The 16,512-nt window shown below is 70.7% G+C and carries 14 protein-coding genes; 2 read left to right on the forward strand and 12 right to left on the reverse strand.

Translation table 11 applies throughout. The features are described from left to right. Positions 1-3 precede the first annotated feature (3 nt). The 11 genes from HS104_15980 to HS104_16030 all read right to left on the reverse strand — a co-directional run bounded on the left by HS104_15980 (position 4) and on the right by HS104_16030 (position 12,315). Positions 4-705: a hypothetical protein gene (locus HS104_15980; protein ID MBE7481465.1), complete on the reverse strand. Its 702-nt coding sequence runs from the start codon at positions 703-705 to the stop codon at positions 4-6. Positions 706-752: 47 nt separating this feature from the next. Next, the gene (gene atpC / locus HS104_15985; protein ID MBE7481466.1) at positions 753-1,304 is read right to left on the reverse strand and encodes an ATP synthase F1 subunit epsilon; all 552 of its coding nucleotides are present in this window, start codon (positions 1,302-1,304) and stop codon (positions 753-755) included. 13 nt (positions 1,305-1,317) lie between these two features. Continuing rightward, positions 1,318-2,763 (reverse strand): F0F1 ATP synthase subunit beta, encoded by a 1,446-nt coding sequence (gene atpD, locus HS104_15990; GenBank protein ID MBE7481467.1) that lies wholly within the window; start codon positions 2,761-2,763, stop codon positions 1,318-1,320. Between the two features lie 131 nt (positions 2,764-2,894). Further along, positions 2,895-4,070, reverse strand: coding sequence for a PEGA domain-containing protein (locus HS104_15995; protein ID MBE7481468.1), 1,176 nt, complete (start codon positions 4,068-4,070; stop codon positions 2,895-2,897). Positions 4,071-4,163: 93 nt separating this feature from the next. Then, complete coding sequence (locus HS104_16000; protein ID MBE7481469.1) at positions 4,164-5,360, reverse strand: DUF2341 domain-containing protein; 1,197 nt, start codon at positions 5,358-5,360, stop codon at positions 4,164-4,166. Positions 5,361-5,487: 127 nt separating this feature from the next. Then, positions 5,488-7,740, reverse strand: coding sequence for an isopeptide-forming domain-containing fimbrial protein (locus tag HS104_16005; GenBank protein ID MBE7481470.1), 2,253 nt, complete (start codon positions 7,738-7,740; stop codon positions 5,488-5,490). A 94-nt stretch (positions 7,741-7,834) separates the two neighbouring features. Next, positions 7,835-8,461, reverse strand: a complete 627-nt coding sequence (locus tag HS104_16010) for a hypothetical protein (GenBank protein MBE7481471.1) — start codon at positions 8,459-8,461, stop codon at positions 7,835-7,837. Positions 8,462-8,653: 192 nt separating this feature from the next. Continuing rightward, positions 8,654-9,514, reverse strand: a complete 861-nt coding sequence (locus HS104_16015; GenBank protein ID MBE7481472.1) for a PhnD/SsuA/transferrin family substrate-binding protein — start codon at positions 9,512-9,514, stop codon at positions 8,654-8,656. 70 nt (positions 9,515-9,584) lie between these two features. Next, a complete protein-coding gene (locus HS104_16020) occupies positions 9,585-9,860 on the reverse strand; it encodes a hypothetical protein (protein ID MBE7481473.1) in 276 nt (91 codons plus the stop codon). Positions 9,861-9,883: 23 nt separating this feature from the next. Further along, entirely contained in the window at positions 9,884-11,620 is a 1,737-nt protein-coding gene (locus HS104_16025; GenBank protein ID MBE7481474.1) for a hypothetical protein, read from the reverse strand. A 47-nt stretch (positions 11,621-11,667) separates the two neighbouring features. Continuing rightward, positions 11,668-12,315 (reverse strand): hypothetical protein, encoded by a 648-nt coding sequence (locus tag HS104_16030; protein ID MBE7481475.1) that lies wholly within the window; start codon positions 12,313-12,315, stop codon positions 11,668-11,670. A 110-nt stretch (positions 12,316-12,425) separates the two neighbouring features. On the opposite strand from HS104_16030, the gene HS104_16035 reads away from it, so the two are divergent. Both HS104_16035 and HS104_16040 read left to right on the forward strand, forming a co-directional pair. Next, positions 12,426-14,792, forward strand: coding sequence for a protein kinase (locus HS104_16035; GenBank protein MBE7481476.1), 2,367 nt, complete (start codon positions 12,426-12,428; stop codon positions 14,790-14,792). Beyond that, the gene (locus HS104_16040) at positions 14,776-15,198 is read left to right on the forward strand and encodes a hypothetical protein (protein ID MBE7481477.1); all 423 of its coding nucleotides are present in this window, start codon (positions 14,776-14,778) and stop codon (positions 15,196-15,198) included. The genes HS104_16035 and HS104_16040 overlap by 17 nt, the downstream gene beginning before the upstream one ends. Here HS104_16040 and HS104_16045 read toward each other — a convergent pair whose 3' ends face one another. Next, positions 15,199-16,494, reverse strand: coding sequence for an alpha/beta hydrolase (locus HS104_16045; GenBank protein MBE7481478.1), 1,296 nt, complete (start codon positions 16,492-16,494; stop codon positions 15,199-15,201). Positions 16,495-16,512 lie beyond the last annotated feature (18 nt).

A 16,512-nucleotide genomic window follows, 5' to 3' on the forward strand; every position in this document is an offset into this window, starting at 1 on the left:
GCCCTATTTGCGGGTCCCCTCGAAGTGGTAGTGTAGCTTCCCGCTCATCTTGAAGTCGCCTTCGCCGCCCACCTGGATGTCGAAGTCGGCATCGATCACCAGCTTTTTGTCGTCGAAGCTGGCGCTGCCGCGGGTGAGCGTCCCGGTCATTCCCGGGCCGTCGCTGCCCCAGCACTTCTGTCCGGCGGCGAAGCTCCCGGTCTTGCCCGTCATCTGCGCCTTGAGCGTGCAGATGTCCTTGCCGCTGCCGCTGTCGATGAAGGTGACGGAGATGTCCGGGCCAGCGCCCTCCACCCGGGTGCGCGCCTTGTCGTCCTTCTCGTCGCGCTCCATCCCTTCCATCTTGTAGGTCGAGGTGTCGCTGCCGACGTATTCGCCGGCGTACACCACCGGGGTCGCGGGCTTCTTTCCGGCGGGGGCCTTGCTGCCGGCGGGCTCGGGCTTCGGCGACTCGCCCGCGGTCTTGGGCGGCGGAGCGGCGGGAGTCTCGGGCGGCGGCGGCGCGGGAGCCTCCGGCGGCGGCGCCTCGGACGCGCCGGCCGTGGGCGCCTTCTTGGCCTTGGCCTCGAGGGCCTTGTCCTCCTTTTCCCGCAGCAGGGACTCGGCCTTCACCTGTGGGCCTTCGCCGAGCGGCGTGGTGCTCGGCAGCTGCGGCGCGCACCCGAGCGCGAGCCAGGGCAGCAGCCAGAGCGAAGGCAAACGCATGCGGGAGCTAAACCACGGCTCGCGGCCCGGGGCAATTGCCGCCGCGACTACTCGCGCTTCGCGCGCTCGTCGTCTGCCTTGGCTTCCTCGTCGACCACGGCCTCGGCCAGCTGCATGCCCTCTTCCACGAAGCTGGTGTGTGGTGCCAGCTGGAACTCCTGGAAGGTGCGAATCGTGGGTGGCGGCGGATCACCGTACAGCTCGAGCTGCACCGCAGCCCAGAGCTCCTTGGCGATCAGCGCCGCGTGCTCGGGCGTCCCGGGCTCGCCGGTGTAGGCATCGAGGGCCTCGTCGGCTTCCTTGAGCTCGAGCCGGGCTCGCACCGGATCGACGTCGGCCTTGTGGATGAAGCGGTCGGTGAGCAGCACGGCGCGGTCGTCCGCGACGTCCACGAACCCGGAGCCCACCGCGACCCGGTGCTCCTCGCCTTCGCGGTGGTAGCTCACGATGCCGGTCTTGAGCGCGGCGAGCAGCGGCCGGTGCGCGGGGAGCACGCCGAACTCCCCCTCGACGCTCGGCGCCGTGAGGTCGTGTACCTCTTCGCTGAGCGCCACGCCCTCGGGCGTGACGATTTCCAGGGTGATGCTCTGAGCTGCCATGGGCCCGCCTCGGTCAGGAAGCGCTCTTGAGCTTCTGCGCCTTCTGCTTGGCTTCCTCGATGTTGCCGACCATGTAGAACGCCTGCTCGGGCAGGTCGTCGAGCTCGCCGGAGAGGATCTCCTTGAAGGCCGCGATGGTCTCCTTGAGCGGGACGTATTTGCCCACCATGCCGGTGAACTGCGCGGCCACGAAGAACGGCTGCGAGAGGAAGCGCTGGATGCGGCGCGCGCGCGCCACCGTCAGCTTGTCGTCCTCGCTGAGCTCGTCCATGCCCAAGATCGCGATGATGTCCTGGAGGTCCTTGTACTTCTGGAGCGTCGCCTGGACACCGCGCGCGACCTGGTAGTGCTCGTCGCCGATGATCTGCGGGTCCAGCATGGTGCTGGTCGAGTCGAGGGGATCGACGGCCGGGTAGATGCCGAGCTCCGCGATGCTGCGGGAGAGCACCGTCGTGGCGTCGAGGTGAGCGAACGCCGTGGCTGGCGCCGGATCGGTGAGATCGTCGGCCGGCACGTAGATGGCCTGCACACTGGTGATGGATCCCTTGGTGGTGGAGGTGATGCGCTCCTGCAAGGCACCCATCTCGGTGGCGAGCGTGGGCTGGTAGCCCACGGCGCTGGGCATGCGGCCGAGCAGCGCGCTGACCTCCGAGCCCGCCTGCGTGAAGCGGAAGATGTTGTCCACGAACAGCAGCACGTCCTGCCCCTCCTCGTCGCGGAAATACTCGGCGGCAGTGAGGGCCGAGAGCGCGACCCGGGCGCGGGCCCCCGGCGGCTCGTTCATCTGGCCGAAGACGAGCGCGGTCTTGGAGAGCACCGGCTCGCCGGTCTCGAGCTTCGACTCCTGCATCTCCAGGAACAGGTCGTTGCCCTCGCGGGTGCGCTCACCCACGCCGGCGAAGCAGCTCACGCCGCCGTGCGCCTTGGCCACGTTGTTGATGAGCTCCTGGATGAGCACCGTCTTGCCCACGCCGGCGCCGCCGAACAGGCCGATCTTCCCGCCCTTCCGGTACGGGGCCAGCATGTCGATGACCTTGATGCCGGTCTCGAACACCTCGACCGTGGTGCTCTGATCCACGAAGGCCGGAGCCGGGCGATGGATGGGCCAGCGCAGCTTCGCCTCGACCGGACCTTTCTCGTCCACCGGCTTGCCGACCACGTTCATGATGCGGCCCAGGGTGGCGGGGCCCACGGGCATCAAGATGGGATTGCCGGTGTCGATGACCTCGGCGCCACGCACCAGGCCCTCGGAGGCGTCCATGGCGATGGCGCGCACCACGCTCTCGCCGAGGTGCTGCGCGACCTCGAGCACCAGGTTGTGCTTCTCGGTGGAGATGTTGGGGTTGCTGACAGTGAGGGCGTTCAGGATCTTGGGCAGCTTGCCCGGCGGGAACTCGACGTCCACGACCGGACCGATGACCTGCGTGATCTTGCCCTTCACTCCCTGGGTGGTCTCCATAGGCTCGCCTTTTTCGTGTTCGGGCCCGAGATGGCCGCTCGCCCGGGTGGGCAGGACCTCGTCGGACGAGCGCGCGTCTACCATGCCGCACCGCGTCTGCCAACGGGATTTGCCCCGCGGTTTCGCGGGAGTCAGAGCCTGACGCCGACGGTCACGGTCCGGCCGGCACCCACGACCGTGCTGCGGACGGCGCGGGCTCCTTCGGGCCCGATGAACACGATGGTGTGGCCGCCGGGCGAGACCTTGAGCCCCATCAGGGGCGTGCGTCCTACTGGGCGCCCATCGAGTACGACGTTGGCCGCCGGGACGGCGTTGAGGTTCAGCCGCGCGGGCGCGGCGGCCGACCGGACGACAGCCGGAGCTGGGTGCGCGGGCTGGGCGGGCGCGGGCACGGGCGCCAGCGCTCGCGGGGGCGAGGGCATCGCCGCCCCGAGCACCACGCTGGGCGCGAGCTCCGCGGCGGGCGCGGGCGCCACAGCCACGTGCGCCGGCTGGCTCGCCGGGACGAGCTGGAAGACCACCTCCGTCGGCTCGTCGGTGCCGGCGTTGATCGAGCGGGACGGCGGCGTCTCGTAGCCCGGTGCGCGCACCGTGATCCAGTGCACGCCAGTGGTGAGCTCCAGCTCGCAGGGCGTGGACTCGCACTCCGCGCTGCCATCGACGAACACGGTGCCGTCGGTCACCACCGTCCCGCCGCTGCCGAACGCGCTGACGACGCGGATGTGCGCCAAGCGCGAGGCCTCGGCGGCGCGCGAGCCGAAGCCGACGATGGTCATCACCACCATGGCGACCAGGCAGACGGCCATCGCGCCGAGCACCACGGGAGACCAGCTGCTCTTCGGTGTCGAGGCCTGGTTGGGGCGCGGCAGCGCAGGCGCAATCGGAGCGCGAGGCGGAGCCCAGCCCGGCACGACCGGGAGGCCCACCATGCGACGCAGCGCGGGGATCGTCTTCCTCCAGGTGCTGACGGCGGTGTCCGAGTCGAGCCGCGCACGCGGCGCGGGCAGCGAGATCTCGGAGTGCGATCGCGGCAGGATCGGCGCCGGCGAGAAGGGCACCGGGTCGATCTTCGGAAACGACTCGACGGGGGCGAGCACCGCGGCAGGAGCCGGGGCGGCTGCGGACCAGTACTCGACTACCCTGGTCATCGGCAGCTCTTCGGTGACCACGTCCGCCGCGAAGTCCGGGTGAACGACGATGTCGGTGGCCTCTTCTTCGCGCCGGGACCGCGCTTGGGGCACGCTCACGAGCGGCACTGTCAGCGTCATGTCGTCCTCGTCCGCGATCCAGCCGGCGTGGTGACTCATGGCTCACTTGAATCTACACTATCCCACCTCGGATTACACCAGCCTAACCCTCCTGAATTGCAGATATTTTCCCACAATGCGGGAAGATTCCAGTCAGGGTGAGAACGGCCCGGGCTCTTCCGGATCTTCGCTGACGCTGGGCTCCGCCTCGACCAGCACGCGCACGCGGAACCAGTCGACGTCGACCCAACCCTTGCCGCCGGTGATGTTGGCGAATGGGATCCCCACCAGCAGGGAGTCCGGCAGCACGCTGACGAACGTCGTCTCCGCGCCGAGCTCGGCGTAGTCGATGCCGTCGGCGGAGTGCCACGCGCGCACGCCGTCGAAGCGCCGCGCAAGCCGAACGAACTGCGGGACGAGCTTCGCACCAGGCTTCGTCGCTTCCGCCGTCGCGCTGTCCGCTGCCAAGCGGTACGAGCTGGTGATCGCGACGCTCCCGTTGACGGGGGCGATCAGCCGGTTCTTGGCGCCCTTGCTCGGGCCCTCGCGGATCATCAAGCCGCCGAGCTTCGCCCAGCCAGAGGCGCTTCCACCCGATCCCGTGACCAGCGCGTCTAGCACGAAGTTGCCGGTCATCGAGCGGTGCAAGAACAAGAAGTCATCGCCGCTGTTCCAGACGTCGCCGGTCGCGCCTTCGATCCGCACCATGCCATTGCCGACGGTGAAGGTCCCGGAGGCGTTGCCGATCGGCGCGCCGACCCAGCCGGACGCGAGCGCGTTGCCGTCGAAATCGTCGAAGAACGCATACACCTGGTTCGGGTTCTCCGGCGGCTCCGACGGGCTCGGGTCGCCGTAGTAGAGGTAGTAGCTGCCGTCCGGCGAGCTGATCTCGGTCTGGGCCCGGAACCACAGCGCCGTGTCGGTGCGGTCCCACCCGGACACCGGATCGAGCACGCGGTCGAGCTCCTGGCTGGGACCGCTCGCCTTGTAGAACACGCGCACGTCCTTGCCGTCCCCGCGCGCCTTGCCGGCGAGCACCAGCGCGCGGTGGTCGAAGCGAAACGTCACCGATGCGCCGGCGGGGACCGCGCTCGCCCCCGGGGTCACGCGCAGGCGGCGCCGAAACGCGTACGGCAGGGTCGGTGTCGGCGCGTCCACATCCTCGGACGCGTCCGTCGCGCCACCGGCGCCGCCAAAACCCCCGTCGTCCACCAGGCTGCCGCCGCTGCCGGTGTCCACGCCCGCGTCGAGCTCGCCCGCAGGGGCGCCTCCGAGCCGCTCGAGGCTGCACGCTGCGGTCGCGCCCAGCGCCGCGAGCACGCCGAGCCGGAGGGCTCGCTTGGGGATCACCGAAGCGAGAGTGTAGCGCAGCGGCCCGCGGGGGTTCGAGGCAGGGAGGCGACCGGCTCGCGATTTCGGACGTGACGCTCGGGTCAGATCCTTGAGAGCGGGTCGCCTCCCTGCTCGAGGGGGTAAGTCAGCTCCGCTTGCGAGCGCCGGCCCTGCGACGCAGGGCGAGCAGGCTCAGGCCGAGCAAGAGTCCGAAGAAGGCGCCGCGCGAGGCGTTGCCGGTGGGCACCCGGCAGCCGCAGCCGCCGTCGTCACCCGAGTCGTCGGCGCCGCTGCCGCCGCCGGTCGCGCCCATGCCGCCCATGCCGCCCATGCCGCCGGCGCCACCGGTGCTCTGCTGCGGCGGGACGCAGTTGCCGATGCTCGCGTCCTTGCTGGTGCACTCGAGCTCCGTCGGGCAGCCGTTGCCGTCCTGTCCGCGGCAACCGTCGATGCAGGTCTGCGTCTTCAGCGTGTCGCACACCTTGCCGCTGGTCGGGCTGCCGCAGTCGCTGTCGGTCTCGCAGCCGCAGAAGGTCTCGTTGCCCTGACCGACGCGGCAGACCGGACCCTTGGGATCACCCGTGCACTGCGAGTCGTCGTCCGGCGAGCAGACCGCGCACTTGCCGGTGAAGGTGTTGCAGACCGGCTTGTCGGTGGGACAGAGCGTGGTGTTGGTCTTCGAGCACTCGCCGCAGCTGCCGTCGTCCAGGCAAGCCGGCTTGGTCGGGTCGCTGCACTCCGCGTCCGTCTTGCAGGGCTGGCAGGTCTTGGTGGTCGGATCGCAGAAGGGCTTGTTCGCCGGGCAGTCCTTGTCGGTGTCGCACTCCTGGATGGTGACCGTGGTCGCCTGCTGTCCCGGCGTGACGGGATCGCCGTCGGAGAGCCAGCTCTTCTTCGGGCCGCCGGACTGGCCCGCCGCGTCGATCTTGCCCTGGTTCGAGATGCTGCCGCTGGTCGCGACGACCTTGGCGCGGAACTTCACGCCCACCGTGGTGCCCACGGCGACGGTGCCGCCGGTCGAGCCGTTCGCGCCGGTGCCGAGGCGCACGGTGAGCGTCTTTGTCGCGGCGTCGTAGTCACCCTGATCGGAGTCCTTGGCGTCGGTCTTCGCGCCCGGGTTGGGGCCGCTCGTGATCTCCAGGCTACCGGCCACGTACTCGAAGCCGGCGTCGAGCACGTCCGTGAGCACGCTGTTCACCGCGGCGTCGTTGCCGGTGTTCTTGGCCGTCAGCACGAACTCGACGACGTCGCCGGTGAGCAGCGCGCCGCCGTTGACGTCGCTGGCCGTCTTCTCGAAATCGAGGAAGTCGGGCGCCTTGTTGGTGAGCGAGGTGACGAAGCCACCGAGGAGGAAGATGTCGAGATCCGAGGCCGCGCCGACCTTCGCCGAGATGTCGCCGGCCTTGACCAGGCTGGTGACGTTGGCGGTGTCGAGGTCGAAGCCGGCCATGGTGCCGGCCTTGCCCGAGAGCTTCGGCACGTCCGACGCGCCGCTGACCGCGCTGCCCAGGTAGCTGCGCGAGCTGTTGAAGAAGTTGTCGAGCGGGTTCTCGGCGTCCGAGAGCTTCTGGCCGTTGAAGGTGAAGAAGTCGCCGGTGTAGACCTTGTCGCCTTCGTAGGTGAAGGCCGTCATCTTCGCGGAGAATCCCGGTGGGACGAGGAAACCGGAGAGCGTGACCTCGGCCTTCTCCTGACCCGGGATGCCGGGATCGACGGAGGTGAAGCCGTCGAAGAGCGCCAGGTTCCTGAGCTCGTCGCCCGCTTTCTCGTAGAACACCACCATGCTCCAGGCGGAGAAGGCGCGATCGACCTCGACGCCCGCCAGCGGCAGCGCTTCGACGCCGGTGACGCGGAAATCACCCGCGCCCCACTTGGCGACGTAGTCGGTGACCTCGGCGCTCGACTGGTAGTAGTACCAGTCCGGGTGGCTCGCGAAGCCGTACGACAGCGTCCAGCTGTCGTCCGCGGTTATGGTCTGCGTCGGTCCGCCCTTCCAGTCGAGCACGACGTTCTTGTCCGCGGCGGCGCCGACCTTCAGCGCCGACCAGTACAGCCGCGCGTAGGTGACCTTGGCGCCGGTGGGCAGCACCAGCGTCGCGCTGGTACGCGCCTGCTCGGCGGTAATGGTCGCGTTGGCGACGGTGTCGCGCCAGTAGAGGTCCGGCGCCGTGTCGTCGATCAGGAGCTGGCTCGAGCAGGAGGTGGTGGTCCCCGCCGGCGGCGCCGGCACGGCGGCCGAGCAGTCGAGGGCCAGGGTGGAGCCGAAGACGACTACGTCGCCCTGGGAATCGGCCTGGTGGCGCAGCTTGGGAGGCGCCGCGGAGGCCGAAGCAGCGCAGAAACCCAGGGCAAGCAGGCAAGGAAGGGTGGTCCTGAGGCGAAAGGAAGGTGCGACCATGAAGGCATCTTTACCACCCTTACCTACATCTGACTACCAGAAAATTTGTCCGCTCCTCTTGGAATGTTGGGGGGGACCATGGGCGCATGTGCGCTCACCTGTCGAGCGCGTTCAGGATGAACGGCGCCATCATCGCCGCGACCAGGAGCGCGAAGACGGCCAGGACCCAGAGCACCCGAGGGCCCGCCGCTTCGTCAGGGGATGGCCACTCGTCGAGCATGAACGAGAACACCACGCCGCGACCGGGCGCCTGCGTCACGCTCCAGAACAACCCGGCCGACAGGTAGAGGATGCTGGACGCCAGGATGTTCGAGGCCCAGGTCGGCGGATAACGGCCGTCGCGGATCACCAGCCAGCCGTCGTAGCACCAGCTGGCCGAGAACATCCACGCCACCAGCGCGACGTAGATCTCGGTGCCCGAGGACCGGCGGCGGAGCGCGCGGTACAGTGTACCCACGGCCCACGGCGCGCCGAGGTAGGTGAGCACGCTCATCATCGCCGCGTCGACCACGTCCCAAGTCGGGTCGCCGCTGACGGGCGCGATGACCACGAAGAAGGCCGCGGCGAGCGCGAAGCTGCCGAGCTTCCACGGCCTGGACAGACTGCGCCGGTACGCCCTGCCGAAGAGTGAGAGGTGGCGCCTTGCCCGATACGCAACGAGCACCGCGAGCAGCGTCGCCGCGCACCAGACGGCCATGTAGACGCGGAGCGCCAAGGGCATGGGAGCGCGAGTGTAGTTCGACCGAGGGCGTCAGCGGACGCCAACCTCGGCGAACCCTCCGCCCCGGCCCCGCGAGCGAACGTGGCGGCTCGCCAACAAGAGCGCGATCGCGGCGAGCCCGAGCCCGAGCCCGAGCTGAGCTCGGCGCGGGAGCTTCGCGGGGGGATTCACCGGTATCGACTCGAGGGACGTTCAGCAGCCCGGCGCGACGCTCGGCCCGACCGGGCCGGCGTCGAGGTGAGCGAGCAACGACGCGAGCGGGGCGAAATGCGCCGGCTCCGCGCGCACGAAGCCTTCGGCCTCGAACAGCTCGCGCAGCGCGCCGATCACCAGCGGCTCCCCCGGCAGGACGATCAGCTGCCGCAGTCGTTGGATCACCGGCCCCGGAACCTTCATCCCGACCGCCAAGATGTCCGAGGGGATCGGCCCGTAGTCGAGCAGTACCCTCACCTTCGCGTCACCCCAGCCCCCGCGCAGGACTCCGCCGCCGGGCTCGCGCTGGCAATAAGTTGCTCCGACGTCCGCCCGGCCTTCTAACACCGCTCGCACCACGCCTTGGTGCGAACCCTCGAAACGCTCCGACCCGATGGCCTGGCTCACGCGCCGCCCGGTCGTGCGCAGCGCCGCACGGATCACCGCATAACCCGAGGCGCTGGACGGATCCACCCAGGCCGCCCGCGCGCTCTTCAGCTGGTCGAGCGTGGTGATGGGCGAGTCCTCTCGCACGAAGAGCGCGGTGTAGAACGTGGCCTTGCCACGGCGCACCGGCAGCGCCAGCGGCAACACGCGTCCGGCCTGGGCCAGCCGCGAGGCAACCACGGGTGGCAGCCAGGCGAGCTCGATCCGACCGTCCGCCACGTCGCGCCCGAGCTCTTCGTAACTCTTGGGTTGCACTGCCCTCACACGCACTCCGAGCGCGCGGGCGAGCCGGCTACACAGCTCCTCGAGCCGCGCGAGCGTCACCGCCGCCGCGTTGACGTTGGACACCGTGGCCCCGGCGCTCTGGGCGACGCCGACGCGCAGCGTCTCCCCCGAAGCCTCCGGCGCGCCCACGCCGGCAACATACACCACCCCGCCCCACTTGGTCCGCGCGCTCGTCTTCGAACGAGCGACGCCCGGGACCTCAAGCCTTGTCGGGCACCAGGAACCAGAGCACCGCCAGCCCGACGCAGCTGAACAGGCCCAAGAGGCCCACGTACCAGGGCTGCCCCTTGGCCCGCGCGAAGTTGATGCACCCCAGGATGAAGATCACGTTGCCGAACACGATGAGCAACGCGAACCCCTGCGCCAGGCGCGGGCTCAGCGAGCCGAGCACGGCGTTCAGCACGAAGCCGACCACCGAGATGGCGAATCCGACCCAGAGCCCGCCGAGCGCGGTCTTCTTCAGAGCTTGGTTCATGGCCCTCCTCCATTCAGTTCAGTCTACTGCGGCGGCTTGACCTGGAACACGTCCCAGGCCGGCGTGTGGTTGTTCTCTTCGACCACCTGCGCGGTCACGTAGATGGCCGGGTAGGTCTTGTCGATGCTGACCTGACCGCCGCTCTCGCTGGTGACCACCCCAGCGACGAAGAGCTGCGGGTTGCTGGCGTCGCGCCGGGTCGAGGAGAACACGATCCAGTAGTACTTCTTGCCGCCGAATTCTTCGGCCGTCGGCGCCCAGCGCGGCCAGGAGTTGGTGAGGCCGGGGCTCGTCTTCTGAGTGCAAGCCGGCGGATCGTTCGCCGCCAAGCGCACCGCCGTGCCGCCCTTGCCCGGGACCACGTACACCTCGCCGGTGGGCTCGTTGTAGCTGTCGGCCCAGGTGCCGTCGCTCTCCTTGCGCGGCGCGCAGCGGTTGAAGGCCAAGAGCGCGTCGCCCGGCGAGATGACCGGGTAGTACTCCCAGTACGCCGGATCGCTCGCGCCGGTGAGCGGCGTTGCTGGGCCGCCTTTCCGCTCGTTGTACGGGATGGTGTAGATGTCCATGGTCGGATCGGCGTCGGTGATGCGCGCGATCACGCCCTCGCCGGTGATCGGCGCCGACACGTACGCGATGGTCGATCCGTCGTGCCACCAGGTCGGCGAGGCCACCTGCCGCGGATCTCCGGTGCGCGCGAAGGTGCCCCAGCCGGTGTTGGGGTCGCTGGTGTGCAGATCGGTCCAGATCAGCTCGTATTTGCCGGCGGTGGCCGTGGCGTCGTGGAACACGGTGACGGCGACGGCGTCGGTCGCCGAGTAGCGGGCCTTGGAGGTCGCCGGTGCACTCTGCTTGGTCCGCCCGAGCAGCGAGAGCGCCGTCGGCGAGACCGCGGCCGCGGCCGGAGCGCTGCCGAGCCCGTCCACGCTGCGCACGTCCACGCTGCGGGTGTTGGCGCCGTCCCGCGTGTAGAAGGTGTGCTTGCCATCCGGCGCGGAGACGTGACAGGCCACGCAGGTGGTGTCGCCGCCGACGACGCTCGGCGTGAGCACCGTGGTCACCGAGGTGTCGCCGATGCTGAAGCCCTTCAGGGCGGTCTGGCCGCTGCCGGGGGCGCCGCTGGTCCAATAGACCACCGAGCCGGGCGCGGCGACCGGCGCGATGTGCACCGGACCCTGCACGCCCGTGAACGGCCCTGCGGTGAGCTTGCCGCTGTCGAGCTTGGCGCCGCGCACGGTGACCTCCACGTCGTGCCCGGCGCTGTGCAGCGTGAGCGCCTTCCAGACGCTCGCCGAGATCGTGTAGGACTTCTGCGTCGTGTACACGACCAGGTCGTTCACCTGGTTGTCCACGTGCAGGCGCAGCTCGAACACGTTCTGCTCGGCCGGCGCCGACCACTCGAAGCGGAGCGGCGTCCAGTTCTTCGGCACCAGCGCGTCCACCGGCGGCTCCGAAAGGCACGGGCCGCCGCTCGGCTGACCGGGCGCGCCAAACTGGCTGCCGATGTCGCTGGGCAGCGAGGCCTCAATCTCGGGCTCCTTGGGGAAGTCGGGGAACGGACCCTGCGCGCCGCCGGCACCGCCGATGCCGATACCGCCGCTGCCGCCGCCGGCGCCGCCGCTGCCGGAGGTCGCGCCCGTGCCGGTCACCGCGCCGGTGCCGCCGGCCACGCCGCCGTCGTCCGACGAGCAGCTCAGGCCGAGGGCGGCCGCCAAGAGCACTGAGATCGCGAGCCAGCGAAAGGACGCACCCAAAGCCGTCATAGCGAGAAGATACCTGCGGAGCGCTCGCCTTGCACGGGCCGAGGGGCTCAATTCGCAGGACCGAAGACCACGGTCACGGTGGGGCCGACCTGGAGAACCAAGCGCAAGGGCGGGGCCTCGAGCGGGACTTCGGACGGGGCGACCGCGCCGCCGCCTTCGCTCGGTCCCCTCGGAGCCCCGACGTAGTCGACCTGCACCCGAGCGCCGAGCTTCAGGTGGTCCCCCACGAAGGCGTCGAGCCCGAGGGCGGTGCCGACCCCCCACGAGTGAGTCGAGCGCAGCTCGCGCGCTCCCCAGGTCAGATGAAGCAAGGATGGCTCGAGCCATGCGTCCAAGCGCGGGGTCTCCGCCAGGTACACGCGCACGCCGATCCGCTCCGAGGTGACGTGAGCCATGCGGGAGTCGCGCGCCTCGGGCCGCCAGCGGAACCAAGACCGGTGCAGGGCGAGGACCACCGCGACGTCGGGGTTCGGTCGGAGCGCGGCCGAGAGCCCGGCCGCGTAGCCCCAGGCGCTGGTGTCGTCGCACGGCGAAACACAATCCGCCACGGCGCCAGCGCCGTGCGCCGACAGCTCGAGCCAGCGCCGCGGGAACACGTGAGGCTCGCGCTCGGGGTGCGCCACGACGGGCTCGAGCTCGGCGCGGGCGGGGAGCGTGAGGAGCATGACCGAGACCAGCACGCGGGCGGGGGTCACACTGGAGTCTAGCTCTCGACCAACATCGCGGCGCGCCCACACCCCATTCAGCAGAAAGATCCGCCTGCCCTGGGCGACCTCCCCAATCGCCCGCTATAGTCCAGGCCCTCTTGACGGCCGAGAACGACTCCGACGCGAACGCCGCGACGCTGGCCATGCCGGCGTCGGGGACGGGCGACCCTGCGTTGCCGTCCGATCCCGGCGCGATCGCGCCGCCTCCGCTCGTCAGCGGGCGCTACCGCATCTTGGGCCTGGTGGGCCGAGGCGGCATGGGCTCGGTGTACCGCGCGCGCGACACGGAGCTCGACGAGGACGTGGCGCTCAAGATGCTGTCGGACGAGCTCGCCGGATCGCCCGCGTTGATCGACCGCTTCCGGCGGGAGGTGAAGCTCGCGCGGCGCGTGACCCACGAGAACGTCGCCCGCATGTTCGACATCGGCGAGCACGAGGGAGCGCGCTTCCTCACCATGGAGTTCATCGAGGGCGAGTCGCTCGCGGATCTGTTGGCGCGCACCGGGCGGCTGCCGGTGCCGAAGGTGCTGGAGCTCGCCCGCGCGGTCTGCGCCGGGCTCGCGGCGGCGCACCGGGCCGGCGTGGTGCACCGCGATCTGAAGCCCGACAACGTGATGCTCGGCCGGGACGGCCGCGTGCTGATCACCGACTTCGGCATCGCGCGCGATCCGGTCGCGTCCCAGGGCGGAGCCACCGTGGGGATCGTGGTCGGCACCCCGGCCTACATGGCGCCGGAGCAGGTCGAGGCGCGGGCCGACATCGACGCGCGGGCCGACATCTACGCGCTCGGCGCGATGTTGTTCGAGCTCTTCACCGGCGAGGTGCCGTGGAAGGGCGGCTCCGCGATGGCCGTGGCGGCGGCGCGCCTGTACGCGCCCCCGCCCAACGCGCGGAGCGTCAACCCCGGCGTGCCGCCCGCCCTCGCGGCGGTGGTCGAGCGCTGCATGGCGCGGGAGCCGGCCGAGCGTTACGCGAGCGCGGACGAGGTGCAGAACGCGCTCGCCGCTTCGAGCCCGACCCTGGCCGAGGGCCAGAGCCCGAGCCTGCCTACTCCACCCACGCAGGCGGCGCCTCACGAGAAGGCCGTCGCGGTGCTGCCGTTCCGGAACCTGGGACCGAAGGACGACGAGTACGTGGCCGAAGGCCTGACCGAGGATCTGATCGACTCGCTCAGCATGACCCCGGGCCTGCGCGTGCGGCCCCACGGCGCCGTCGCGCGCTACGCGGGCCAGAGCCTCGACCCCCGGGAGGTGGGGCGCGAGCTCGGCGTCGAGGTGGTGGTCGAAGGCTCGGTGCGCCGAGCGCCGAGCGGAGTGCGCCTGAACGCGCGCGTCACCAGCGTCGCAGACGGCTTCCAGCTCTGGGCGCAGCGCTTCGACCGCCCCGCCAACGACCTCTTGGTGGTGAGCGACGAGACGGCGCGCGCTGTGGCGGAAGCGCTGACCGTACACGGGGGCGGCCGGCAGCGCGTGGCCCCATCGGATCCGGTCGCCGTGGATCTCTACCTCAAGGCGCGCGCCGAGCTCCGGCGCCTCTGGCCGGAGCACGTCACGAAGGCGGCCGAGCTGTTCAAGGAGGCCCACCAGCGCGCGCCGAACGACTCCAGCATCCTGGCCGGCTACGCCCGCGCCTGCGCGCGGCTCTGGTACTTCGGCATCGGCGACACGGCGGCCGTGGCCAAGGAGGCTCGGGAGCTCGCCGCCCGCGCGCTCGCGGCGACCCCCGACGACGCCGAGGCGCTCCTGGCCGGGGCCACGGTCTGCCTGATGGACTCCGATCCCCGAGGCACCGCCGAGCTCACCGCGCGCGCTCTCCGGGCGGCGCCGGAAAACGCGGACGCCCTCGAAATGCGCGGCCGCCTGGTGCTCGAGGCCGGGCGTCCGCGGCAGGCGCTCGAGCTGTTCGATCACGCCTTGAGCATCGAGCCCGGCCTGGTCAACGCGCGCCACGACAGCATCCGCGCCCACGCGCTCCTGGGCGAGTTCGAGCGCGCGCTCGAGCTGCTCGACTCGGCCAGGGTCAGCGAGCGCGCCGGCAGCGCCGCCATCCTGCGCCTCCGGCTCGCGTTCTGGAGCCCCAAGATCATGGCCACGGTAGAGGCGCTGGAGCTCGCCGGCGAGCTGGACTCCCCGGGGCAGATCGCCCAGATGATGCGCGCCATCTATCGCGGCGGGAAGGACTCGGCGGAGCTCGCCGGCTTCCGTGAGTTCGTCGAGACGACGGATCGCAACCCGCGCTTCGCGACGCTGATGCACCAGCTCATGGCGGAGCTCCTCGGCTACTACGACGACGTCGAGGGCGCGCTCCACCACGTGGAGCGCGCGGTGCAGATGGGGCTGTTCGATCTCTCCTGGGTGGACTTCTGCCCGCCGCTCGCGGCCGCGCGGGCAGAGCCGCGCTTCACCACCGCCCGCGCCGTCGTCGCCGAGCGCGCGCGCACGGTGCAGGATGCGTTGGGGCTCTGAGCTCCTGCTCGGCCTGCTCCTTGGCGCGCTCGCCTGCGAGCGCGAGCGCCCGGCGCCGACCGAAGGCGCCGCCAGGCCGCTCGTGCTCGGCACCGCGACGCCGAGCGCCCGCCCCGCCCGCACCCCACCACCGGGCATGCCCTGCGTCCCGGGCACGCACCGCTGCGCGGGCGACAAGCTCGAGGCCTGCGAGGCGAGCGCCGGCGGCTTCGTGCAGGTCAACGTCTGCCAGACCGCCGCTCACTGCAACGCCAAGCTCGGCCAGTGCCTGGTCGATCCCTGCATTCTCGGCGAGCACCAGTGCCACGGCTCGGATCTGGAGCAGTGCCACGCCAACGGCTGGACGAGAGTGAGGCAGTGCGACTCGCCGGAGGCGTGCGACGCGGAGCGCGGGGTGTGCCGCTAGTCACATCCCCTCGAAAGCCTGGAGCGGGCGGAACACCCGCGCGGCCCAGGCGGCCTCGTTGTGTGGCGCGCCGTTCTCCCACCAGTGCCAGAGGTCTTGGTCGAAGACGTAGCCCTGCGACGCGAGCACGTCGCGGAGCTGGACCGTCTCGCAATAGTTGTCGCCGGCGTCGGGCGTGTCGTCGTTGGTGCCGTCGCCGTCGGAGTCCGCGCAGCCGGAGCCCGGGCCGCCGCCGGAGTCCAGGTAGAGTTTGGTGCCCAACTTGCCCGCCTTGGCGAAGCGCGCGATCAACGTCTCGTTCTTGGCCTCGATGGAGCCCCAGCCGAAGGTGCCGGAGAGCGAGGCGGCGTAGTCCCAGACGCCGGGGTGGCGCAGCGCCTGGTGGAACGAGATCAGACCGCCGAGCGAAGAGCCCATCACGCCGACCTTCTGCGGTTTGCCGTAGCGAGCCTCGATCAACGGGCGCACCACGTCCTTGACGAAGTCGGCGTAGGAGTCGCCCTTGCCTCCGGTGGTCTGGCCCGAGATCACGTCGGCGACGTGGGTGTACTCGTCCATCCGCGCGGCGCCGGCGTTGTCGATGCCCACGAGCAGCGTCGCGGGTCCGGCCGACTCGTCGAGCTTCCAGCTGCCGAAGGCGCCGTTCGGGTCGAAGAGGTTCTGGCCGTCGTGCACGTACAGGTGATGGGTCGGAACGACCGCGGGCACGCGCACGCGCAGACTGCGCGCGGGCAAACCCAGACCGGCGACGTCGAGCCAGCGCTCGAGGTGCGCGGCGCTGGCGCGGACCGACGAGTACTCGCCGTATTGGTCGTAGCCAAAGCGGCGCGCCAGCGGATCGGCGGCGAGCTGCTGCGCTCCATCCTCGAGCTTGTACTTCTTGCCGTCCGGCTCGGCGATCGGCGCCACGATCCAGTACAGGCCCGCCTCCGCCTGCATCGCGCTCGGCTGCCAGGCGTTGTGATCGCCGGCCAGCCCGTAGGGCCCCTTGCCGTCGTCGAGGTGCACGAACAGGAAGCCGCCCGGAGCCTGCACCGGGAAGCCGTCGCTCGCCGCGATCTTCGCGAGCCCGCTCGCCGCGTCGGTCTTGCCTTCGAGGATCGACTGGAACAGAGCCCAGTCGTCGTTCGCGCCGGCGTCGCTGGCGCCGCTGCCGCCGCTGCCGCCGCTGGAGGTACCGCCCGTGCCGGCGCCGCCCGTCCCGCCGCCGCTCGCGCTCTTTCCCGGCGCCTCGGCGTCGTCGGAGCAGCCCGCGAGGGCCAAGGCCAGGACCAATAAGAGAGCGCGCTCGATCACGGCGCGGCGTCTAGCACG

This window comes from Polyangiaceae bacterium (assembly GCA_015075635.1).
Taxonomy (GTDB): domain Bacteria; phylum Myxococcota_A; class Polyangia; order Polyangiales; family Polyangiaceae; genus JADJKB01.

What these genes read in the sequence shown, in the direction of transcription:
- HS104_15995 (MBE7481468.1), bottom strand. Translation starts at nt 4,070, where the DNA reads ATGAGTCACCACGCCGGCTGGATCGCGGACGAGGACGACATGACGCTG.
- HS104_16020 (MBE7481473.1), bottom strand. Translation starts at nt 9,860, where the DNA reads ATGAACCAAGCTCTGAAGAAGACCGCGCTCGGCGGGCTCTGGGTCGGA.
- HS104_16040 (MBE7481477.1), top strand. Translation starts at nt 14,776, where the DNA reads ATGCGTTGGGGCTCTGAGCTCCTGCTCGGCCTGCTCCTTGGCGCGCTC.
- atpC (MBE7481466.1), bottom strand. Translation starts at nt 1,304, where the DNA reads ATGGCAGCTCAGAGCATCACCCTGGAAATCGTCACGCCCGAGGGCGTG.
- HS104_15980 (MBE7481465.1), bottom strand. Translation starts at nt 705, where the DNA reads ATGCGTTTGCCTTCGCTCTGGCTGCTGCCCTGGCTCGCGCTCGGGTGC.
- HS104_16025 (MBE7481474.1), bottom strand. Translation starts at nt 11,620, where the DNA reads ATGACGGCTTTGGGTGCGTCCTTTCGCTGGCTCGCGATCTCAGTGCTC.
- HS104_16005 (MBE7481470.1), bottom strand. Translation starts at nt 7,740, where the DNA reads ATGGTCGCACCTTCCTTTCGCCTCAGGACCACCCTTCCTTGCCTGCTT.
- HS104_16010 (MBE7481471.1), bottom strand. Translation starts at nt 8,461, where the DNA reads ATGCCCTTGGCGCTCCGCGTCTACATGGCCGTCTGGTGCGCGGCGACG.
- atpD (MBE7481467.1), bottom strand. Translation starts at nt 2,763, where the DNA reads ATGGAGACCACCCAGGGAGTGAAGGGCAAGATCACGCAGGTCATCGGT.